The following is a 23,442-nucleotide window of genomic DNA, read 5'->3' on the forward strand; positions in this document are numbered from 1 at the left end:
CCATTATGATACCCTTTCTCAAGTTTGAGGCGATCAGCCTCACTCAATTCAAGCACTTTTATATGTTTCATGATTCAATGTCTAAAATATCATGAGACAATATTAATAATTTATGCTGAATATAAAAATATTTTAGATCACTTACTTATAAAAATAAATAATTACCTTTATATCATGTTATAATCTAAACATGATTCAAACAATGTCTAAATTCAACACATACATGGCGGGGATTGACGCAGATTTCTACATTGACTTATGCCATAGGAAAGGAGAATTGCGTCAATACAAAAAGAATGAATATATACAGAAAGAAGGGGATATATTTCCGTTTTGCGGGTTACTTGAATCAGGTATAGTAAAATACACTTGCCGGAATGTAACAGAGGGAAAGGATTACAACATAGGGTTCTCATTTCCCGGTGAATTTGTTGCAGACTATCCCTTTTGCCTTTACGGAATGAAAGCTGAAATAAGTATTCAGGCTGTAACGGACTGTAAAATTCTTTTTTGCCATTCAGACGTTTTAAACCACGAGTATGAAAACACAGTAAACGGACAAATACTGGCACGTACTACATCCGAACAACTGTTCAACCAGATATATCTGAGATACATCAACTTGTATCGTTACACTCCTGAAGAAAGATATATTCAACTTATAGAAAGATATCCGGACGTTATCCAACTTATTCCACTGAAGGAAATTGCTTCTTATCTGAAAATAACTCCTATCCATTTGATCAGAATAAGAAGGAAACAAACCCTAGGGATAAAATAATAAACTATAAAGACCAAAGATATGAAAACCATGAAACTTCACTCATTCATTATAGCGCTTTTATCTGTTGTTTTCTTTGCATCATGCAACAAGGAAGATATCTATCCTACTTTTTCTTTCGATGCTAACGGAGAATGCTATATACCTGATGCCGCCAATATCTCAACAGAAGAATTTGAATCGTCAGTCGTAGGATATGGCTGGAAGCACGTTATTACATATGAAATTGGCAGCGACGGAAAATGTTCTACTAAAGACTATTATGAAGATTTGGTGGGAGGAGGACCAAGCCAGTATTATTTCGAGTCATCTGAATCACTAAAAGAATACATGTATGTAGATGCTTTTCCGGCTCATGGATATCATACATATGCCTATGATTATGAGGATGGGAACAGAGTCAGCCAAAATGGTTATCTGGTAATGCGTATCGTATCTTTAAAAGGAGACATTATGAAAATCATTGATTTTCTTGGCATTCGTGCTGACGGAGTAAAAATTTACGGTTACTCCACCTACAAACGTATGAACAGTAAAGAACTGAAAGAAATACAGAATGCTTATCCTGATGATTTATCAAATATAAAGAGCCTCACTACATCCATAAACGATGAAGTCAATATCATCTCCGGTAATGAATTTGAATTTGACGTCCTTTCTTACAACGATTTATATTCCGTAAAAGCAAGAAACGAAGAATCATGCGAAATAACATGCGACGGAGACCACGTCAAAATAAAATTGCTTACAAACGGAGCCTACATAACCGTATCCGACAGGTTCAGACATTTTGAATTCAGTCTTTTCTCAACAGACGAAGATATGGAACCCAAGGGAACAGACATCTACGACTTGAGCTATAATGAAGTGATATTCAACAAGAATATGAAATTCATTGAGCCATCTGAAAATAGGCCACTAAGCTATGAAAACTCAAGCATAGAAACTACCACACGTGATGGATATGCCGGAAGTACTATAAGCCATTATAACCGTTCGTACATGCTCGTTGTCGATACTGACAAGAAAGCAAGACTCATACATTTACAGAACGGCAGACTATATCTGAAAGAGCTTCTTCCCAAAGAGACATTGCAGACACTTATCGAAAAGGGAAACGGAAGTTCCATCTCATATAAACTAGAACTGACTACAGCAGACAGAAGAGTTTTTCAGGTTTTACCGTTCAAAGTCACTTATAAAGAAGAATTCTAACGTAATCAGTACAACACACACAGACAATCATGAGAACAAAAATTACAATTTTATCCATTCTCTTTGCCACATTGTTTACCAGCTGCAACTCAGATGTTTTTATTGACAATTTCATTTCTGAGTACCCTGATACATGTCGTGTAGAAAGCGGCAAACCATATAAACTGAATTTTGATTCAGACAACTGGAACATATCAAGTATGGAAGGTGTTGCGATAAACACTTTTGACTATACCATATATGATCTTCAGGGTAACCCAATATATAATTATTTTCCGTTGCTGTATGAAGGAGAAACAGGAATCATTTACTACGAAAGTACATATTACGCTTTCCGCATAGAAAAAAGGAATAATCGTGAGTTAGAGATTATATGTGTCAAAAATCTTGTCAATCATCCTATCGCTTTCAGTATAATAGTAGGAAACGAATATTACCACAAGGAAATAAATGTATCATTGAAACCAACAAGCAAATTCGTTATAGACAAAGTGGAATACGATTTCGAGAATGATTTCTATTATAGTGACTACGTCGTGGAACAAGTGGATGGCATAACCGTAAACAATTCCGGCTCAGAAGGAGGACCTGTTACATTAAACTTCTATCCATTCAAGAACTCACTCAGAAAAATCGAGTTCTATCCTGATGACTATGATAGTTTCAACAATCTGGATAAGATTCTCGGAGAAAATCTTGCTGAAATACCAATACCGGACATTGTGGACGGTAAACCTGTAATGGGAAATACTAAAGTTAAATTCGGACTGAAGGAACAAAGTTTCTGGACGGGCAGGCTTGACAAGGACTTTGTTGTTTCCACAACAGTTCAACCAGGAGAGACAAAAAAGATAGAAGTATATAACAATATTGAAGAATTCCATGTAAACTATAAAGTACATGCCTCAAATCCTGACACAGGAGAAGAATGTGTTTTTACAGGAAGACTAAGCAGTAAAGACCCGTTCGATTACCTCATGATATTCCCCTAAATTAGACTATAAATAATGAAAAAATATATTACCGTAATTCTGTTACTATGCCTTGTAGCAGCAAAGCTCAACGCAGAAAGGCAGGACAGTGTCCAGAGAAAAATAATACACGTAATAGGTATTGACTTCAAACCAGCATACACATTCCCGACAAAAAGTTTCTTCAGAGGAGATAATCTGGCGCAATCTCCCATACGCACCAACCTCTCCGGACACATAAAGTATGGTTTTAAATTTGGTCCTGACAGCTATATGGGAAAAATGTATCCCAATACCATTCAGGGTATAGGCATAGGCTACAATACTTTCAATAACACAAAAGAAGTAGGAAACCCACTCGCCGTATATGTATTCCAGACATCCAGAATAGCATCACTAACAAAAAAACTGTCATTAGACTACGAATGGAATTTCGGAGCTTCATTCGGATGGAAGAAATACGATGAAGAAAAGAATCCGTTTAACACTATCGTCGGCTCAAAGACTAATGCCTATATTAATTTAGGTTTGCTGCTCAACTGGCAGATGACTCATGAAGTGGCGTTAAGAGCAGGCATAGGACTTACACACTATTCAAACGGTAACACAAATTACCCCAACTATGGCGTAAACACACTTGACGGGCGTATAGGATTGATGTGGTGTCCGCAAGATGATCCCAAATCAAAGTTTAGCAATAATGACCGAGTGACTGTTATACCGGAACAAGGATTCAAACCATACGTAAGCTATGACCTGATAGTATATGGCGCGACAAAAAAGAAAAGTATTTTCTGGTCAGACGGTTCCGGAATATTAATCCCCGGTAAATTTGCTGTAGCAGGACTTAATTTCAATCCTATGTACAACTTCAACAGGTTTTTCCGCGCCGGGCTATCTCTTGACGCTCAATATGACGAGAGCGCAAACCTAACCGACCACGTGGCAAATACAAATACGCCAACTGATGATGTGAAATTTTTCAGACCGCCTTTTATCGAACAATTCTCACTCGGACTGTCAGCCAGAGCTGAAGTGGTAATGCCTATATTCTCTATCAATTTTGGTATAGGAAAAAACTTTGTATGCCGTGGCGCTGACACAAATTCCTTTTATCAGACATTTGTCCTGAAAACAAGCATTACAGAAAATGTATTTCTTCACGTAGGCTATCAACTATATAAATTCAAGGATCCGAACAACCTTATGATAGGTATAGGTTACAGATTTAATGCAAAGAAAAACAGATACTGACAAAATTATATCTTGTAATTGTAGTACCAATGAAAATAATTATCACATTTTATCATCTGTAATATTTTTTTGTTAACTTTGCGAACGTCTAATAAAGAAAAAACTCTTTAATTAAAAATATTACGATTATGATGACAATTGACAAATTCAACTTTGCTGGTAAAAAGGCAATCGTTCGCGTTGACTTCAACGTGCCTTTGAATGAAGAAGGTAAAATCACAGACGACACTCGTATCCGCGGTGCCCTTCCTACATTGAAAAAAATCCTTGCTGACGGTGGTGCTTTGATCATCATGTCACACATGGGTAAGCCAAAAGGCAAAGTAAACGCTAAATATTCTTTGAGCCAGATTGTTGACGCTGTTTCTGCAGCTCTTGGTGTTGAAGTAAAATTCGCTCCAGACTGTGCAAAAGCTTCTGAAGCTGCTGCAGCTCTTAAACCAGGTGAAGTTCTTTTGCTTGAAAACCTCCGTTTCTATCCTGAAGAAGAAGGTAAGCCAGTAGGTATCGAAAAAGAAAATCCTGCTTACGAAGAGGCTAAGAAAGAAATGAAAGCTCGTCAGAAAGAATTCGCTAAGACTCTTGCTTCATACGCTGACTGCTACGTAATGGATGCATTCGGTACTGCTCACCGTAAACACGCTTCTACAGCTGTTATCGCTGACTACTTCGATGCAGACCACAAGATGTTGGGCTACCTGATGGAAAAAGAAGTTAAGGCTGTTGACAACGTATTGAAAGATATCAAACGTCCTTTCACTGCTATCATGGGTGGTTCTAAAGTTTCTACTAAGATCGGTATCATCGAAAACTTGATGGATAAAGTTGACAACCTGATCCTTTGCGGTGGTATGGCATTTACTTTCGCTAAAGCTAAAGGTGGTAAGATCGGTAACTCATTGGTAGAAGACGACAAACTTCAGTTGGCTCTTGACATCATCGAAAAAGCTAAAGCTAAAGGTGTAAACCTTGTATTGGGTTGCGACTGTATCGCTGCTGACGCTTTCGCTAACGATGCTAACACTCAGGTTTGCGACGATACAAATATTCCTGACGGATGGATGGGTCTTGATGCAGGTCCTAAGACTCGCGAAGAATTCAAGGCTGCTATCAAGGGTGCAAAAACTATCTTGTGGAACGGTCCTGCAGGTGTATTCGAAATGGACAACTTCGCAGGTGGTTCTAAAGTAATCGCTGAAGCTATCGCTGAAGCTACTAAAGAAGGTGCATTCTCACTCATCGGTGGTGGTGACTCAGTTGCTTGTATCAACAAGTTCGGTATGGCTGACCAGGTATCTTACATCTCTACTGGTGGTGGTGCTTTGCTTGAAGCTATCGAAGGTAAGATCCTTCCGGGTATCGCAGCTATCCGTGGTGACAAATAATTTGAGAATTATTCATACCATAATAAGAAAGGAGGCCGTTCAGGTCTCCTTTTCTTTTTGTCATAACTCCATATGAACAATTGCAAACATTCATATGGAGTTTTTATTTTATTGTCTGTCAATAATCAGAACTGGAACATCGCAGTAAACACTATACGGTTGTTCTTTACAAGATGTGTATCAACTACCTTTCCCTTTGAGTCATTGTTTCCGTACCATGCTCCTGCCCACGAATATTCCGCACCGAATTTCCAGTTAGGAATATTATATGTAAGCTCGGCAGATGCATTTGTCAGCTGATCCAGATTTGTACCGGTACCTATCAGACTGGTCACGTTTTCCTTTGCTCCAAGATTTTTCAGATAGCCGGCAAAAACTCCGAAACGCAACTTACTTCCATAAACCATATTTATCCACGAATGAGAAACTCGCAAAGGAGCATATTCCTGCTCTCCTGTACGACTGTCAACAGATGTCACTCCATATCCTCCTACTGTACTTGTCATTGTAAGATTGGAACTCAACAAAGTCTTTGCTGAGAGAGAGAATTTATCCTTAACATATTTCACATGGGCTTCACCGGAAATCCCTGTTATACGTTCGTTCACCTTATAAACTTTACCTCCGGTTTCCGACTGTGTACGTGGGGTCATAGAAGAAACATGCACTCCGGCACCAAGAATCATTCCCAGTGTCCTGTAGTCCGCACCGAAATAGAATTCAGGAACACAACTGTTTTTTATAAAATTCTGGCTTTTAACAGTCGATGTAGTTCCCGGAGCATTATTTGCCGGACCTACAGAAAGATACTGCGACTGCCATATAGCTGAAGCCGTAAGCACCATTCCTTGAGTAGTAAATCTATATCTTAACTGTGGGGCACGGCTAAAAGGCTGGAACGGAGCACCCATATTCAGATTCAGGATGTCAGGAGCCACATCACCATACAGAGGATGCCATGTCTGACCTACGAGCAAAGCTGATTTACCCCAATCAAGATTAAAATATACATGACGCATTCGGAACAATGAGAAAGTGGTACCCGAACCACGAAAATCCACTTCCAGCTTTGCAGAAGTCTTTATCTTTCCCATCAGTTCAGGGCCTTTCACATCAATTCCAAGACGTGAATACAGTGTATAGAATCCACCGTTGGCAAAACTGTTAAGGTCCTTACCATCCGCATCAGGAGATATGTCTTTCGGATACATATAGAACAATCCGTCAACAGTTTCCGAATTTGCTCTTGAGTTATAAAACAAATCGGTACGAACCTGACCGTAAAATTTGTAATCAAAACCTTTCTTCTGGGCTATCATCAACCCCGGCAATGCCATAAAGACTACCGCAACTAAACTTTTCTTCATTTCTACCCTATAAAAAAATATTATTCCAAATATACAGCAGTACCCGAAGCTGTAACCATTAGCATACTTCCGTTTCCACCTACAGTCTCAAAATCAAGATCTATTCCTATGACTGCATTGGCTCCAAGACGCATAGCCTCATCACACATTTCTTTCATCGCGCTATCTTTAGCCTGGCGCAAAACCTCTTCGTAAGACCCTGCACGTCCGCCCACGATATCACGAATACTTGCAAACAAGTCTCTGAACATATTTGCACCGATTATAGTCTCACCAGAGACTATTCCATAATAATGCAGAATACGCTTGCCTTCCACATTATTGGTTGTTGTCATTAACATATTATCTATATTTTAGTGTTTAACAGATTTTCTATACCATGCCACAAACCATATTGCAGCCACTACGACACATGCCATTCCTCCCCAGTAAGATATTACAGGCGAAAGGCTGAAACCTTCCGGCGCTATCAATATATATGTAGAGCATACGCATGTCATAAACAAGGCGGGAATAAGGGTCACCCAATAGTTTTTCTTATTCTTCACAAGATATACAGTTATTGCCCATAGTGTAAATACCGAAAGCGTCTGGTTACACCATGCAAAGTATCGCCAGATAATCTTGAAACCTTCAGCATTGCTGAAACTGAATACCAGAAGTCCAACAGTGAGAAGGAAGATAGGAATACATATCAGCAGACGTTTTGCGATACTGCGCTGTTCGATACCGAGGAAGTCGGCAACGATAAGTCGAGCTGAACGGAGTGCAGTGTCACCACTGGTGATAGGAGCTGCAACGATACCCAAAATGGCAAGTATTCCACCAAAAGTACCCAACCACTGATTGGAAATATCTGTAGCCACTTTTGCCCCCGAATAAGCTATACCTGTAGCCTGATCAACAATTCCGTTTTCATGGAAGAAATATGTAGCTGCAGCAGCCCATATCAAAGCTACTATACCTTCTGTCACCATTGCTCCGTAGAAAATAGGGCGACAATGCTTCTCGTTGACCATACATCTTGCCATCAGAGGAGACTGTGTGGCATGGAAACCGCTGATTGCTCCACAGGCTATTGAGATAAACATCATAGGGAAGATAGGGTTCTTCTCATATTTTGTTCCGAAACCGTCCCACATTTCAGGAAGTTCAGGAGATTTTACATAAAGCATTACAAGAATTCCAACAGCCATAAACAACAAGGCAAACGCAAACAGCGGATAAATACGACCTATGATTTTGTCGATTGGAAGCATTGTGGCAAGGATATAATATATGAATATCACTACCATCCAGAAATATATATCCATATAATCCGGAGTCATGCCAGCAAGCAGTTCTGCCGGACCCGACACGAACACCGCACCAACCAGAATCATAAGTAGTACGGTAAATATACATGCCACTTTCTTAGTGGTCAGTCCCAAATATCTTCCGATAATTTCAGGAAGGCTCTCGCCGGAATTACGTATGGAAAGCGCTCCAGAAAAGAAATCGTGCACTGCTCCGGCAAAAATAGTACCGAAAACAATCCAAAGATAAGATGCCGTACCGAACTGCGCACCCATTATGGCTCCGAATATAGGGCCAAGACCGGCAATGTTAAGAAACTGAATCATGAAAATCTTCCACGTAGGAAGAGGAATAAAATCCACCCCATCTGCCATAGTCACGGCAGGAGTCTTGCGCGAAGCATCCGGCTGGAAAAGTCTGTCAACGTATTTTCCGTAAACCAGATAGCCTACAATAAGTAATACTAAAGCTAAACTAAACGTTATCATAATATTTTTTGTTTGATTTTCCTTATTTTCAGTTACAAAAGTAATGTTATTTAATCAGAAATAAAACATAAAACTACAGATTACTCTCATTATAAAGATTTTTCGACAAAGTCTTAGTATCTTTGCAGCCAAAATATCAGTAATATGCAAAGAATCATAATAATACTGTCCATGCTGGCTATATTCTCAGCCAATATAAAAGCCTCATCCAAATATGAAATAAGGGCTGCATGGATTACAACCATAGGAGGACTGGACTGGCCTACAGTAAAAGCGACATCAGCATATGGAATAAAGCGTCAGAAAGAGGAACTGTGCAAGCAGCTGGATATGCTGAAAGAAGCAAACTTCAACACTGTTTTGTTCCAGACACGACTAAGAGGTGACGTGATATATCCTTCAATCTATGAAACATTTGCAGAATCGCTGGCAGGCAAGACAGGCCGCAATCCGGGATACGACCCACTAAAATTCGCAATTGAAGAATGCCATAAGCGCGGAATGGAAATTCACGCGTGGATGGTATGCATCCCTGCAGGAAATGACAGACAGGTAAAACTGCTCGGAAAACAATCCGTCGTAAAGAAAAAGCCAACGATGTGCATACATTTCAAGAGAGCCTGGTATCTTGACCCGGGCAATCCTGAAACAGCAAAATATCTGGCAGCAATAGCAAAGGAAATAACCATGAATTACGACATCGACGGAATTCATCTGGACTATATAAGATATCCGGAGAACGCGGAAAACTTTCCTGACGGAAAGACGTTCCGCAAATATGGGAAAGGGAAAACTATCTCGCAATGGCGTAGGGACAACATCACATCAATAGTGAGAGAAATATATAATGACGTCAAGCTCATAAAGCCATGGGTAAAAGTAAGCAGCTCGCCTGTAGGCAAATATGACGACACACGCCGCTACAGCTCGAAAGGATGGAACGCCTACAACGCCGTATATCAGGATGCAAAACTATGGCTGAAAACAGGGATACACGATGCCATATTCCCGATGATGTATTTCCGCGACAACCATTTCTACCCTTTTGCGCTCGATTGGGAAGAGAACAAACACGGGCGATTCGTGGTTCCCGGACTGGGAATATATTTCCTGAAACAAAAGGCCCACGAATGGGACATAAATGAGATAATGAGACAGATATATTTCACAAGGCGCAACGGACTTGACGGACAGGCTTTCTTCAGAAACGAATTTCTGATGAAAAACACGTGTGGTCTTACAGACAGCCTGAAATGCCGATTCTATACATATCCGGCTGCCGTACCTCCAATGGTATGGCAGGACAGCATTGCTCCAGCTCAACCTGTAAACGGAGTAATATCATTCAGGAATGACAGTGTGATGATTAACTGGGATAAAGCGGACTCTTCGAAAACAGAAGAAGCAAGCTATCGCATATACGCCTCAGATTTCTATCCGGTAGATATAAACGACGGTAAAAACATTATCTGCCTGAAGCATGGTTCCAACAGTTTCTGTTATAGCCTCAAGGCTGGAAAAATCAAACGCTTTTGGGCTATCACGGCTACCGACCGCTACGGCAATGAAAGTTCTCCATTGGAAATAAACCGTCCGGCAGACGACGAAAGAATAATTTCCGTAAACAAACTGCCGGAAGCACCTGAAGGATGCATTATTGTCGTAAACGACATCACCGGAATGGAACTTTTCAGAACGAAAAGCGCTTCTGATGAATTGATAAAGAAACTCCAGAAAGGAGTATATTCTATTCAATATTTACTCCCGGACGGGAAACAGGAGAATATAACTCTGATAATGTCAGAAAGAGATCAATGAAAATATGCAGAGAGGCTACTCGCAGAGCCAATCTGCAATGGTACCTGTTTCGGATGAAAAAACAGCACCTATCTTGTATATTATTCTTTTATCGGAAGAATACTCAAGAGCATACCCTTTCTCATTTATCTGATGCAGAGCTTCACCTGCAGTACCATCAAGTTTAAATTCAAATATATAGACATAATCAGGAGTTTCAACAATACAATCCACTCTACCCTGACTTTGCAGCTTTTCAATATAAACCGTATATACGCTGATAAGGCGCATGATAAGATAGAAAGTATATTGGAAATATCTTTCACGTTCGCGTTCGTTTTCCTTACGTCGCATAATATATGGAATACCGGCAAGAAAAGAAGTCAGACCTGTACGGAAGTCCTCAATCTTTCCATCCTCCAACTGAAAAGCTGCATTTCGAATCCATGAGTAGATACTCTCACGGGTATTGAAATAGTTGCTGGCCACAAGAGAAAGAAAGCCTTTCTTTACCTCGTTGTTTGGATAATCCAAAAGAAAAACATTACGGCGCAGATTAAAATCCTTTATTGTAAGATATCCACTCTGATAAATCATAGGCAAAGGCTGTTCTACGGTAGCTTTATAATCGATAAATTCTTCAGCCGAATAATAACGCCCCGTTATCTCGTCCATATTCTCGTCGGCATGCGAAAGCAGACGTATGAGATATGTCGGTGTACCGCTCTTGAACCAGAAATCAGAGATATCCAAAGTAGCAAAAGCATTAAGCAGGCTGAATGGATTATAAACATCAGTCATGTTCTTACTGAAATGATAACCATCATAGTGGGACTTAAGCATTGAACGCATCTCATCGTATGAGCATTCGTATCTGCCAGACATTTCTTTTATCGGTTCACGAAATACTGTATCCAGCTCAGTCTGTGATATACCACAGAGAGTTTCATACTTGCCGTGCATACTTATGTCAAAAGGCTGATTGAAACCACTGAATACACTGACCTGAGAAAACTTGGTAACTCCAGTAAGAAAGACAAACTGAAGATGCTCATCAGCGCTTTTGAACACCGAATAGAAACTTTTCAATGTATTGCGATGCTCTTCCTCAAGATTTTTATCCACGTCAAGAACATCAAGAATAGGCTTGTCGTATTCGTCTATCAGAACAACGGCACGGCGTCCGCTCTGCTCATGGGCAACACGAATAAGTTCAGCAAACAAGTCGCCCAAACCAAGCTCTTTAGTTCGTTCCGGTAAAGAATATTCTTCTGCCCAAGACAAAAGATAATACCTTATTTTTTTCTCAAGACCTCCCCTAACAGTATAGTCTGTACCATTGAAATCCAAATGAAACACCGGATATACATTCCAGTCTTTCTCCAGAGAGTCTATCTTCAAGCCTTTGAAAAGTTCTTTCCTACCAAGAAAATAGTTCTTCAATGTAGAAACCAGAAGGCTCTTTCCGAAACGGCGCGGACGACTAAGAAAGTAGATTTTACCTTCGGTCACAAGGCTATATACCATATCGGTCTTGTCGATATACACATAACCGTCTTCTATCAACTGGTCAAAACTCTGGATTCCTATCGGGTATTTCATAAACAGACTTTATTCGATTCTTAATATTATGTTGTAAAGATAACACAATATTAAATTATAACCAACAGCTTTAGGCTGATTTCTATAAATCAACACCATAAAAATTTCCACTTTACTATAGAAAGTTTGTCTGATAATATATATCATAAAAGATTTACTCTTTGACGCTTTGTATGTGTTCCTCAATATTTGAAGGAATTGAACCTTCAGTAAGTAATATATACAATAACAAAAGAGAAATTTATTAATTAGATATTCTCAATAAAAAACTGTATTTTTGCAAGTATTAATCGACAAAAGAATTGAATGATAACAAAAAAACAATTGCACAAGATGTATCGAAAAAAGTACCATACTCAATCCTTTATATAGTTATTGATAAGTAAACTTACTTACCTCAGCATATGGAATATACAATGATAGTAAGTTTTAATCATAATATATTTTACCCCAAACATTAATTGCATAAAGTTATGGCTAAGAATCTTTGGACAAAAGACGAAATGATATTAGTATTAAACCTATATCTTAAAATGCCATTTGGTAAAATGCACGCAGGAAATACTGATGTTATAAAAACGGCAAAATTAATAGGAAGAACACCTAATGCAGTTGCCTTACGTTTAGTTAATTATGCCAGTTGTGACCCTCTGCTTAAACAAAGAGGGATTTTAGGAATGTCACATGGAGGGAAAAAATGTGAAGAATACTGGAACGAATTTGCAAATGACCCAGAAAAACTTATTTATGAAAGCGAACGTATATTAGCTCAATATGAAGGGACATCTGTTGAACAAAAATTCAAGAAAGAACTTAGAGACATACCATCAAATATTATAGGTGACAATAAAATAAGGCAAGTAAAGACACGTATCAACCAAAGTGTATTTCGTCAAATAATACTTGCTAACTATGATTATAAGTGTGCACTTTCAGGCATTGATATTCCTGAATTACTTGTTGCAAGTCATATTATTCCATGGTCGGAAAGTCAAAAGGAACGTCTTAACCCGGAAAATGGCATATGTCTTTCTTCTTTGTACGACAAAGCATTTGACCAAGGACTTATTAGTTTTGATAATTCTTGCAAAGTCCTTTTTTCTAAACGTTTATCAAAGAACATTGGTAAAGATTATTATAACAAATATTTTTTACCGATATATGGTAAACCATTAGCTGAAACTAAAAAGTATTCTATAAATCCATTGTTTCTGGAGTGGCATCGTGATTGTATCTTTAATAAATAAACTATGAATATAGAAACTAAATATAAGGTTGGAGATATTATATATTGGTTCTGTGATTTAGACAATAAAATTCATCACGCAGAAGTTCTATTTGTAAATTATGCCGGTGCAGGATATCCTGATATAAATTATGAGGTAGAAACAGTATGTTGCGGAGAAAAAAAAACTCTTTTTATTGACGAATACGATATCATAGATACTGATTATCTATAATTTCCAACATCATCATCAATCGTCGCGAATCACGTGCATGAGTTTCAATCTGAAATAGAAACATTATCATCATTCATAAACATAGTCAAAGAAAAACAGAAAAGTAAAACCATTCTTTCAGTATAACTGAATATGTTGACATACCTTCAGTCCTATACTGAGGGTATGTTTTCTTTTATCAATTCCTTCTTCTTGTGCGATATCCATCAAATCTATTACCTAATTAAAATAAACGGAAAACAAATTGATATTGACAGAAATATATTTTTGTCAGATTGACATTCTGTTATTTGCGATTTCCAAGAATAGAATAATCAATACCAATTATAAATCAAGACAGGGAAAAATCAATTCCCAGAAAGCTTTACCAAATCATTCTATCACAAATAAAAGCCAAATCCCTTCAAAATATCACACAAACCGCCTATACGCCTACACCAATACAACAAGAAAGGAATTATTACATCATTCTATCAAAACGAGAATAAATCTAAAAATCTTCTTTTTAGAATAAAACAAGGCAACTTTTACAAAAAATATTGACAACCCGTCACTTTATGAAGAAGAAAAAGAAGTTTTTCCTGAAAAGACAAGGAGTTTTTGAGACAATAACAAGACATTTTACATAAAACGCCGAGGCGTTTAAATTAACATTCTTAACCATTCATAATATTATACATACATTATTATCAATCATAAGGACTAAAATCATTAACATTACAGATTTTTCTGAATAAAATATCTAAGGCAATAAATAACATAACAGGACTATATAATTACATTATGCAACAAATGCCATTAAAACGATTTCATTTTGTCAGAACAGATAAAACAACACCTCTACCTTTTTACGTGCTATACACTTGAAAAGGAGTTCTAAAAACTAATACTTCGAGCCATTATTTACCACCTGCCAACTTTGATATATATCAGATTTTGAGTATTTTTGCACATCGAATCGATTTAGAAAATTATAATTTATAATATATCATCACTCATGAGTAATCAAAGATACATGCAGCGCGGCGTATCGGCATCTAAGGAAGATGTGCATAACGCTATCAAAAACATTGACAAAGGTATTTTCCCTAAGGCTTTCTGTAAAATCATTCCTGATATTCTTGGCGGAGACCCTGAATACTGCAACATCATGCATGCGGACGGTGCGGGAACCAAATCATCACTGGCATATCTGTATTGGAAAGAAACAGGCGACTTGTCTGTATGGAAAGGTATCGCACAGGATGCTCTAATCATGAACATCGACGACTTGCTCTGCGTAGGAGCAGTTGACAACATACTTGTTTCTTCTACTATCGGACGTAACAAACTGCTCGTTCCGGGAGAAGTTATCTCGGCTATCATCAACGGTACTGACGAACTGCTTGCCGAACTTCGCGAAATGGGTGTAGGCGTTTACGCTACAGGCGGTGAGACAGCCGACGTTGGCGACCTGGTTCGTACTATCATCGTTGACAGTACAGTGACTTGCCGTATGAAGCGTTCTGACGTGATTGACAATGCAAACATCCGTCCGGGCGACGTTATAGTAGGTCTTGCATCTTACGGACAGGCTACTTATGAAAAGGAATACAACGGCGGTATGGGTAGCAACGGTCTGACAAGCGCGCGTCACGACGTATTCTCAAAATATCTTGCAGAGAAATATCCTGAAAGCTACGATAAGGCTGTACCTGAAGACCTGGTTTACAGCGGTAATCTGAAACTGACTGACGCTGTAGAAGGTTCTCCACTTGACGCTGGTAAGCTGGTTCTCTCTCCTACACGTACATACGCACCTGTAGTGAAGAAACTTCTTGATGAACTGCGTCCTGAAATCCACGGTATGGTTCACTGCTCGGGTGGCGCTCAGACTAAAGTTCTGCACTTCGTAGGCGACAACTGCCGCGTGGTTAAGGATAATCTCTTCCCTGTTCCTCCATTGTTCCGCACTATCAAGGAACAGAGCGGTACTGACTGGGACGAAATGTACAAAGTATTCAACATGGGACACCGTCTTGAAGTATATCTTTCTCCTGAACACGCTGAACAGGTTATCGAAATCAGCAAATCGTTCAACATCGACGCACAGATTGTTGGTCGCATAGAAGAAAGCAACGGCTCTAAGGAGTTGATTATCAAGAGCGAATTCGGAGAATTCAAATACTAACATAATAAAGCCACAATTCCTATAGTCACATTTGAATTTATTCCAATAACAAAAAGACATTAATAATACTCCTTCAAATGAAAAAAGTTTATGATAGGATCAATGTAGATTTATATATAATTGCTGTCGCTTTTGGAAAAAATTACAGCAACAATGTTTTTATGGTATATAATGCTTATGGACAATAATAGAAAGAACAATACACAGTCATTGAAACCTGCTGTTTTAGCACTGCTTTTTGTAGCAAGTATAGCTATAATCGGATTAGGAGATTCTCAAGACATCTACTACATCAAAACATTAGGCTATATGACGGCCGGATTTTCGGGAGCTATATTTGCAAAATATTTTATTGATAATAGCAAGGAACCTATATTCAAAAACTGGAAGGGTTTTATACTCCTAATCATTTCAATACTATTATTGGCTATACCTATAACATTGTTATTCGAAGGCAGATTGTGGTAAAAAAACAAAACAAAAAGATTTAAATGGCGGAAAATAACACCATATTAGAGAAACTTGAAGGACTGGTATCACGTTTTGAGGAAGTATCTACACTGATTACTGACCCGAACGTGATATCAGACCAGAAAAGATATGTAAAACTTACAAAGGAATATAAGGAGCTGGGCGACATCATGAATGCACGCAAGGAATACCTGCAGTGCATCAACGGTCTGGAAGAGGCCAAAATGATGATGAACGAAAGCGACCCTGAAATGAAGGAAATGGCCCGCGAAGAGGCTGCTGCCTGCGAGGCACGCATACCGGAGCTAGAAGAGGAAATCAAACTTCTGCTTGTTCCTGCCGACCCTCAGGATGACCGCAATGCGATTCTTGAAATCCGTGGCGGTACGGGTGGCGACGAGGCGGCTATCTTTGCCGGCGACCTGTTCCGTATGTACTCCAAATATTGCGAAACCAAAGGCTGGCGACTTGAGGTATCAAGCGCTAACGAAGGTGCAGCAGGCGGCTTCAAGGAAATAATCTGCTCCGTAACGGGAGAAAAGGTTTACGGAACTCTGAAATACGAATCGGGAGTACACCGCGTGCAGCGAGTTCCTGCCACTGAAACCCAAGGACGCGTTCACACATCGGCAGCATCGGTAGCCGTACTGCCTGAAGCTGAACCATTCGATGTGGAAATCAATGAAGGCGAAATAAAATGGGATACATTCCGAAGCGGCGGTGCCGGAGGACAGAACGTAAACAAGGTGGAATCCGGAGTTCGTCTGCGATATAACTGGAAGAATCCTAACACCGGAGTTGTGGAAGAAATCCTTATTGAATGTACCGAAACACGCGACCAGCCAAAGAACAAGGAACGTGCGCTCTCGCGCCTGCGTACATTTATATACGATAAGGAGCATCAGAAGTACATCGACGATATAGCTTCGAAGCGCAAGACTATGGTCAGCACCGGAGACCGTTCGGCTAAAATCCGTACATACAACTATCCTCAAGGACGTATTACAGACCACCGCATAAACTATACAATCTATAACCTCAGTGCATTCATGGACGGAGACATTCAGGACTGTATAGACCATCTGATTGTGGCTGAAAATGCTGAAAGACTTAAGGAAAGCGAACTTTAAACAAAGATAAAAAACACTCAAAAACTTACGTGATATGAACAAACAACAGTTATTTGAAAACATCAAGAAGAAACAGTCATTCCTCTGCGTGGGACTTGACACTGACATCAAGAAAATTCCTGAACACCTTCTGAAAGAAGAAGATCCTATATTCGCCTTCAACAAGGCTATAATTGACGCAACAGCACCTTACTGTATCGCTTACAAACCAAACCTGGCTTTCTATGAAAGTATGGGTGTTAAGGGATGGATAGCATTCGAAAAGACAGTAGAATACATCAAGACAAACTATCCTGACCAGTTCATCATAGCAGACGCTAAACGTGGTGACATCGGTAATACTTCGGCTATGTATGCACGTACATTCTTCGAAGAACTGAACATCGACTCTGTAACGGTAGCTCCATATATGGGCGAAGACAGTGTTACTCCGTTCCTTACTTACGAAGGTAAATGGGTTATCCTTCTTGCTCTTACATCAAACAAGGGTTCACACGACTTCCAGCTCACTACTGACACAGAAGGCGAACGTCTATTCGAAAAGGTATTGCGCAAGAGCCAGGAATGGGCAAACGATGAAAACATGATGTACGTGGTAGGCGCTACTCAGGGACGCATGTTCGAAGATATCCGTAAGATCGTTCCTAACCACTTCCTTCTGGTTCCTGGCATCGGAGCACAGGGTGGCTCACTGGAAGAAGTTTGCAAGTACGGTATGACTAAGGAATGCGGACTTATTGTAAATTCAAGCCGCGCAATCATCTATGCCGACAAGACTGAAAACTTTGCAAAAGTGGCAGGCGAAGAAGCTCAGAAAGTACAGCAACAGATGTCTGAGCAACTAAAGGCAATCCTCTGATTGATGAATAAAACAGTTTCGGATTAAACTTTCTTAAATTTAGCTGAAATATATATTTAGATACTTTACTGGACTTACTATCCGAAATGACATGGATTTTTCATAATAATGTCATGAAAATGCTAAACAATATTATCATATATTCCGGATAAATCCAGCAGATAAAACAGTTATATCATCCTCACAAAAGGCTGATATAACTGTTTTTTTGTTGAAATCGCCCTATTTATATGAGTAAAGATGCAAATATTTTGCTTTTTTCTCTGATATATAAAAAAAAAACACGTAATTTGCATAAATAAGTAATCGAACTTACTTTACGTTTATTAAGGGTAAAAAAAACAATTAAACAAAACAAAAGGAACAAAAGGTAATAATTATGGAGTTCTCAGCTAAACAAATTGCAGAATTTATCCAAGGAATTATCGTAGGCGACGAAAATGCGACAGTACACACTTTTGCGAAAATAGAAGAAGGTGTACCGGGGGCATTATCGTTTCTGGCAAATCCCAAATATACAAATTTCATATACGAAACGCAGTCATCAATAGTTCTGGTGAACAAAGACTTCATACCTGAACATGAAGTGAAAGCAACACTCATAAAAGTTGACAACGCGTATGAAAGTTTGGCCAGACTTATGACATTATACGAAATGAGCCAGCCAAAGAAGACCGGGATTGACCCGCTAGCCTTTATTTCGGATAAGGCAAAGATTGGAGACGGCTGTTATGTAGGTCCTTTTGCATGCATAGAAGAAGGAGCTGTTATTGGAAACAATGTCTATATTCATCCACACGTAACTGTTGGTAGCAATGCAAAAATAGGTAATAACTGCATTCTCTATCCGCACGTCACAATCTATCACGATTGCCGCATAGGTAACAATTGCATTCTGCATGCAGGAGCTGTAATCGGTGCTGACGGTTTCGGATTCGCACCTTCACCTGAAGGATATGAAAAAATTCCACAGATTGGTATTGTTATATTGGAAGATGATGTTGAAATTGGCGCCAATACATGTATAGACCGTGCTACAATGGGAGCGACTATAATTCACAAAGGTGTCAAACTTGACAACATGGTTCAAATTGCCCATAACGTAGAGGTTGGCAGCAATACAGTAATGGCATCGCAGGTAGGTATTGCCGGTTCTGCAAAAATAGGCGAATGGTGTATGTTCGGCGGACAGGTCGGAGTGGCAGGTCATATAAAAGTAGGAAACAAAGTCACTGTAGGAGCACAGTCCGGAATACCAGGAAACACCAAATCGGATATAGCTATTATGGGTTATCCTGCCATAGACCACAAACAGTTTGCCCGTTCGGCTATCATTTATAAGAAACTGCCGGACATGTATGCAGAAATAGGCAAGCTGCAGAAAGATTTAGAAGAATTGAAAAAACAAATAAACAAATAATAGCCCATGTTGAAACAACAGACTTTAAAAGGTAGCTTTTCACTGAACGGAAAAGGACTTCACACTGGAGTTAAACTGACAGTGACATTTAATCCGGCTCCGGAACATCACGGGTATAAAATCCAACGTATTGATCTTGACGATCAACCTATCATAGACGCTGTGGCCGAAAACGTGATAGACACTACTCGCGGTACAGTGTTATCAAAAAACAATGTAAAAGTAAGCACAGTAGAACACGCATTGGCAGCATTGTATGCTGCTGGAATTGACAACTGTCTGATACAAGTGGATGGACCTGAATTCCCTATACTTGACGGAAGCGCAAAAGCATATGTGGAATGCATAGAAAGGGTAGGCATAGAAGAACAGTCTGCTCCAAAGGACTACTATATAATAAAATCAAAAATAGAATTCCGCGACGAAGCTACTGGCTCATGTATCACTGTATTGCCTGACGACAGATTCAGCATCAATACGCTTATATCATACGATTCGCACATTCTGACAAACCAGTTTGCCACACTTGAAAATATGGCAGACTTCCCTACAGAAATAGCATCTGCACGTACATTTGTTTTCGTCCGCGAAATCGAACCTCTGCTTAATGCAGGGCTCATTAAGGGAGGCGACCTGGACAATGCAATCGTTATATACGAAAAGCAAATGACACAGGAAAACTTCGACAAGCTGGCCGATGTAATGAAAGTTCCTCATATGGATGCAAGCCATTTGGGTTACATCAACCATATACCTTTGGTATGGCCTAACGAACCTGCAAGACACAAGCTTCTTGACATAATAGGCGACCTTGCATTGATAGGCAAACCTATAAAGGGACGTATCATCGCCACAAGACCGGGACATACCATCAACAACAAGTTTGCAAGACAGTTGCGCAAGGAAATACGTATGCATGAAATACAGGCTCCTATATACAACTGTAATGAAGAACCGTTGATGGACGTTAACCGCATACGCGAGTTATTGCCACACAGATATCCGTTCCAATTGGTTGACAAGGTTATAGCAATGGGAGCAAACTATATCGTGGGGGTAAAGAACGTTACATCAAACGAACCGTTCTTCCAGGGACACTTCCCACAGGAACCGGTAATGCCGGGAGTTCTGCAGATAGAAGCTATGGCACAGGTGGGAGGACTTCTGGTTCTTAACTCAGTAGATGATCCTGAAAAATATTCTACATATTTCATGAAGATTGACAATGTGAAATTCCGTCAGAAGGTAGTGCCGGGCGACACTCTTATATTCAGAGTAGAACTTATGGCTCCTATCAGAAGAGGAGTTTCTACAATGAAAGGATATGTATTCGTAGGAGAAAAGATTGTCTGTGAAGCAGAATTCATGGCTCAAATTGTAAAAAACAAATAAAGTGAATATGATAAGTCCATTAGCATACATACATCCGGAAGCACAAATAGGACAGAACGTAGAAATCGGACCATTTGTGTATATCGACAAAAACGTGATTATAGGTGACAACAACACCATAATGCCAAATGCAAACATCCTTTACGGCTCACGCATTGGCAATAACAACAGAATATTCCCCGGAGCTGTTATTGGAGCAATCCCTCAGGACTTGAAGTTCAAGGGAGAGGAAACTACAGCCGAGATAGGTGACAACAATACCATAAGGGAAAATGTTACCATTAACAGAGGTACTGCCGCAAAGGGAAAGACAATAGTAGGAAGCAATAACCTGCTTATGGAAGGTGTTCACGTTGCACACGACGCTATAATCGGAAACGGATGTATTATCGGAAACTCTACAAAATTCGCAGGAGAAATAATAATCGACGATTATTCAATAATAAGTGCGAGCGTGCTCATGCATCAATTCTGTAGAGTGGGCGGTTATGGAATGATTCAGGGAGGAAGCCGCTTCAGCAAGGATATACCACCTTTCATTATAGCCGGAAGAGACCCTATCGCATACTGCGGAATCAACATCGTCGGACTGAGAAGACGCGGTTTCTCAAACGAACTGATAGAAAATATACATAATGCATACCGCATAATATACAATAGCGGAAAGAATACTGCAGAAGCTCTTGAACAAGTGAAACAAGATGTTCCTATGAGTCCGGAGATAGAATATATAATCTCCTTCATAGAAAATTCACAAAGAGGTATAATAAGATAATCATTTTTTGTATATTTACAAAACAAAGATTTAAAACTAAACAAAGATGGTTTACAAATTCAGACTCATATCAGACGAAGTCGATAATTTCTTGAGAGAAATAAAAATCGATTCAGACGCTTCATTCTACGACTTGCATGAAGCTATACTAAAGTGTACAGGTTATAAAGATGACCAGATGACTTCTTTCTTTATATGTGATGACGACTGGGAGAAAGAAACAGAAATCACCCTTGAAGATATGGGCACTAGCAGTTCTGACGAGGACATTTACATAATGAAAGATACTCCGCTGAGCGAACTGTTGGAAGACGAAAAGCAAAAGCTGATTTACGTTTTCGATCCGCTGGCTGAAAGAATCTTCTTCATCGAACTTTCTGAAATAATAACAGGACAGGATCTTGAACATGCCATATGCTCACGCAAGGAAGGTGAAGCTCCACAACAGACAATAGACTTCGACGAACAGCTAAACACAAGCCAGTCGCTTGACTTGGGAGAAAACTTCTATGGAGACGAAGACTATGACATGGAAGATTTCGACATGGAAGGTTTCGGTATGAGTGAAGGTAACCCATACGAAGAAGACAAATATTAATTATAATACCGATACTTAATAAAAGCGAAGAATACGGCTTCAACTAATGGTTGATATTCCGCATTCTTCGCTTTCTTAATTTATATATCTGATGGACAACAAAAAAACTCTCATAGTACTCATAGGACCAACCGGCGTAGGAAAAACTGACCTTAGTATAAAAATAGCGGAGAAATATGGCTCGCCTATTATTTCTGCCGATTCAAGGCAATTATACTCCGACTTGAAGATTGGTACTGCTGCCCCGACGGAAGAATATCTGAAAAGGGTGAAACACTATTTCGTAGGTACACTGAAACTGACGGATTACTACAGCGCAGCACAATATGAGAGTGAGGTCATCAGCCTTTTGGAAGAGCTCTTCAAGAGCAACAACACCATTCTTCTGACAGGCGGCTCCATGATGTATATAGATGCTATATGTAAAGGAATAGACGACATACCAACTGTTGACAGCGAGACAAGGCTGATGATGATGGAGAAGTATGAAAAAGAAGGTCTGGACAGATTATGTGCCGAACTGAAACTGTTGGATCCTGAATACTACTCGACAGTTGACTTAAAAAATCCCAAAAGGGTGATACACGCTCTGGAGATATGTTATATGACCGGAAAAACATATACTTCATTCAGAACTGGAAACAAAAAACAGAGACCGTTTGATATCATAAAAATCGGATTATGCAGGGACAGGGAAGAACTGTATGAACGCATCAACAAAAGGGTTGACATCATGATTAAAGAAGGTCTTGTGGATGAAGTCAAGTCGGTGTATGAATACAGAAACCTAAATTCACTTAACACGGTAGGATACAAAGAAATAATCCAATACCTTGAAGGTAACTGTACACTTGAATTTGCTATAGAAAAAATAAAACAGAATTCGCGTATTTACTCCCGAAAGCAGATGACATGGTTTAAACGAGATAATGATATAACATGGTTCCATCCTGACAAGGAGGAGGAAATAATGGAATTCATAGAATCAAAATTATAATAACACTGCGTTAT

At 39.3% G+C, this 23,442-nt stretch carries 21 protein-coding genes; 17 read left to right on the forward strand and 4 right to left on the reverse strand.

Translation table 11 applies throughout. The features are described 5' to 3' along the window. Positions 1-202 precede the first annotated feature (202 nt). From OCV82_RS11920 to OCV82_RS11940, 5 genes are all read left to right on the forward strand, one after another. On the forward strand, positions 203-781 hold the full coding sequence (locus OCV82_RS11920) for a Crp/Fnr family transcriptional regulator (RefSeq protein ID WP_154044597.1): 579 nt from the start codon (positions 203-205) through the stop codon (positions 779-781). 21 nt (positions 782-802) lie between these two features. Further along, a complete protein-coding gene (locus OCV82_RS11925; RefSeq protein ID WP_262543633.1) occupies positions 803-1,996 on the forward strand; it encodes a hypothetical protein in 1,194 nt (397 codons plus the stop codon). Between the two features lie 29 nt (positions 1,997-2,025). After that, on the forward strand, positions 2,026-2,988 hold the full coding sequence (locus OCV82_RS11930) for a hypothetical protein (RefSeq protein ID WP_154044598.1): 963 nt from the start codon (positions 2,026-2,028) through the stop codon (positions 2,986-2,988). 15 nt (positions 2,989-3,003) lie between these two features. After that, positions 3,004-4,221, forward strand: coding sequence for an acyloxyacyl hydrolase (locus OCV82_RS11935; RefSeq protein ID WP_154044599.1), 1,218 nt, complete (start codon positions 3,004-3,006; stop codon positions 4,219-4,221). A 128-nt stretch (positions 4,222-4,349) separates the two neighbouring features. Continuing rightward, on the forward strand, positions 4,350-5,606 hold the full coding sequence (locus tag OCV82_RS11940; protein ID WP_154044600.1) for a phosphoglycerate kinase: 1,257 nt from the start codon (positions 4,350-4,352) through the stop codon (positions 5,604-5,606). 125 nt (positions 5,607-5,731) lie between these two features. Here OCV82_RS11940 and OCV82_RS11945 read toward each other — a convergent pair whose 3' ends face one another. Genes OCV82_RS11945 through OCV82_RS11955 form a run of 3 tightly spaced genes read right to left on the reverse strand, consistent with a single transcriptional unit; the run spans position 5,732 to position 8,757 of the window. Beyond that, positions 5,732-6,973: a DcaP family trimeric outer membrane transporter gene (locus tag OCV82_RS11945; protein WP_154044601.1), complete on the reverse strand. Its 1,242-nt coding sequence runs from the start codon at positions 6,971-6,973 to the stop codon at positions 5,732-5,734. Positions 6,974-6,993: 20 nt separating this feature from the next. After that, complete coding sequence (locus OCV82_RS11950) at positions 6,994-7,314, reverse strand: heavy metal-binding domain-containing protein (RefSeq protein WP_154044602.1); 321 nt, start codon at positions 7,312-7,314, stop codon at positions 6,994-6,996. 12 nt (positions 7,315-7,326) lie between these two features. Beyond that, on the reverse strand, positions 7,327-8,757 hold the full coding sequence (locus tag OCV82_RS11955) for a carbon starvation CstA family protein (protein ID WP_154044603.1): 1,431 nt from the start codon (positions 8,755-8,757) through the stop codon (positions 7,327-7,329). 144 nt (positions 8,758-8,901) lie between these two features. On the opposite strand from OCV82_RS11955, the gene OCV82_RS11960 reads away from it, so the two are divergent. After that, positions 8,902-10,575 (forward strand): glycoside hydrolase family 10 protein, encoded by a 1,674-nt coding sequence (locus OCV82_RS11960; protein WP_262543634.1) that lies wholly within the window; start codon positions 8,902-8,904, stop codon positions 10,573-10,575. A 15-nt stretch (positions 10,576-10,590) separates the two neighbouring features. On the opposite strand, the gene OCV82_RS11965 is transcribed toward OCV82_RS11960, so the two are convergent. Next, on the reverse strand, positions 10,591-12,156 hold the full coding sequence (locus OCV82_RS11965) for an ATP-binding protein (protein WP_154044604.1): 1,566 nt from the start codon (positions 12,154-12,156) through the stop codon (positions 10,591-10,593). A 473-nt stretch (positions 12,157-12,629) separates the two neighbouring features. Here OCV82_RS11965 and OCV82_RS11970 point away from each other — a divergent pair, with 473 nt between their 5' ends. From OCV82_RS11970 to miaA, 11 genes are all read left to right on the forward strand, one after another. Next, positions 12,630-13,403, forward strand: a complete 774-nt coding sequence (locus tag OCV82_RS11970; RefSeq protein WP_154044605.1) for an HNH endonuclease — start codon at positions 12,630-12,632, stop codon at positions 13,401-13,403. Between the two features lie 3 nt (positions 13,404-13,406). Next, positions 13,407-13,616 (forward strand): hypothetical protein, encoded by a 210-nt coding sequence (locus OCV82_RS11975; RefSeq protein ID WP_154044606.1) that lies wholly within the window; start codon positions 13,407-13,409, stop codon positions 13,614-13,616. A gap of 997 nt (positions 13,617-14,613) precedes the next feature. Continuing rightward, positions 14,614-15,786, forward strand: coding sequence for an AIR synthase related protein (locus OCV82_RS11980; protein WP_154044607.1), 1,173 nt, complete (start codon positions 14,614-14,616; stop codon positions 15,784-15,786). Between the two features lie 132 nt (positions 15,787-15,918). Next, on the forward strand, positions 15,919-16,254 hold the full coding sequence (locus OCV82_RS11985) for a hypothetical protein (RefSeq protein ID WP_154044608.1): 336 nt from the start codon (positions 15,919-15,921) through the stop codon (positions 16,252-16,254). Positions 16,255-16,277: 23 nt separating this feature from the next. Continuing rightward, positions 16,278-17,387: a peptide chain release factor 1 gene (prfA, locus tag OCV82_RS11990; RefSeq protein WP_154044609.1), complete on the forward strand. Its 1,110-nt coding sequence runs from the start codon at positions 16,278-16,280 to the stop codon at positions 17,385-17,387. A 34-nt stretch (positions 17,388-17,421) separates the two neighbouring features. Next, positions 17,422-18,246 (forward strand): orotidine-5'-phosphate decarboxylase, encoded by an 825-nt coding sequence (gene pyrF, locus OCV82_RS11995; RefSeq protein ID WP_154044610.1) that lies wholly within the window; start codon positions 17,422-17,424, stop codon positions 18,244-18,246. 379 nt (positions 18,247-18,625) lie between these two features. Further along, positions 18,626-19,666, forward strand: a complete 1,041-nt coding sequence (gene lpxD, locus OCV82_RS12000) for a UDP-3-O-(3-hydroxymyristoyl)glucosamine N-acyltransferase (protein ID WP_154044611.1) — start codon at positions 18,626-18,628, stop codon at positions 19,664-19,666. Between the two features lie 6 nt (positions 19,667-19,672). Then, positions 19,673-21,058, forward strand: coding sequence for a bifunctional UDP-3-O-[3-hydroxymyristoyl] N-acetylglucosamine deacetylase/3-hydroxyacyl-ACP dehydratase (locus OCV82_RS12005; RefSeq protein ID WP_154044612.1), 1,386 nt, complete (start codon positions 19,673-19,675; stop codon positions 21,056-21,058). Between the two features lie 7 nt (positions 21,059-21,065). Then, positions 21,066-21,833, forward strand: coding sequence for an acyl-ACP--UDP-N-acetylglucosamine O-acyltransferase (gene lpxA, locus OCV82_RS12010; protein ID WP_154044613.1), 768 nt, complete (start codon positions 21,066-21,068; stop codon positions 21,831-21,833). A 46-nt stretch (positions 21,834-21,879) separates the two neighbouring features. Continuing rightward, entirely contained in the window at positions 21,880-22,431 is a 552-nt protein-coding gene (locus OCV82_RS12015; protein WP_154044614.1) for an IS1096 element passenger TnpR family protein, read from the forward strand. 91 nt (positions 22,432-22,522) lie between these two features. Continuing rightward, entirely contained in the window at positions 22,523-23,428 is a 906-nt protein-coding gene (miaA, locus tag OCV82_RS12020) for a tRNA (adenosine(37)-N6)-dimethylallyltransferase MiaA (protein ID WP_154044615.1), read from the forward strand. Positions 23,429-23,442 lie beyond the last annotated feature (14 nt).

Origin of the sequence: Bacteroides cellulolyticus (assembly GCF_025567135.1) — a bacterium.
GTDB classification, from domain to species: Bacteria; Bacteroidota; Bacteroidia; order Bacteroidales; family Bacteroidaceae; genus Phocaeicola; species Phocaeicola cellulolyticus.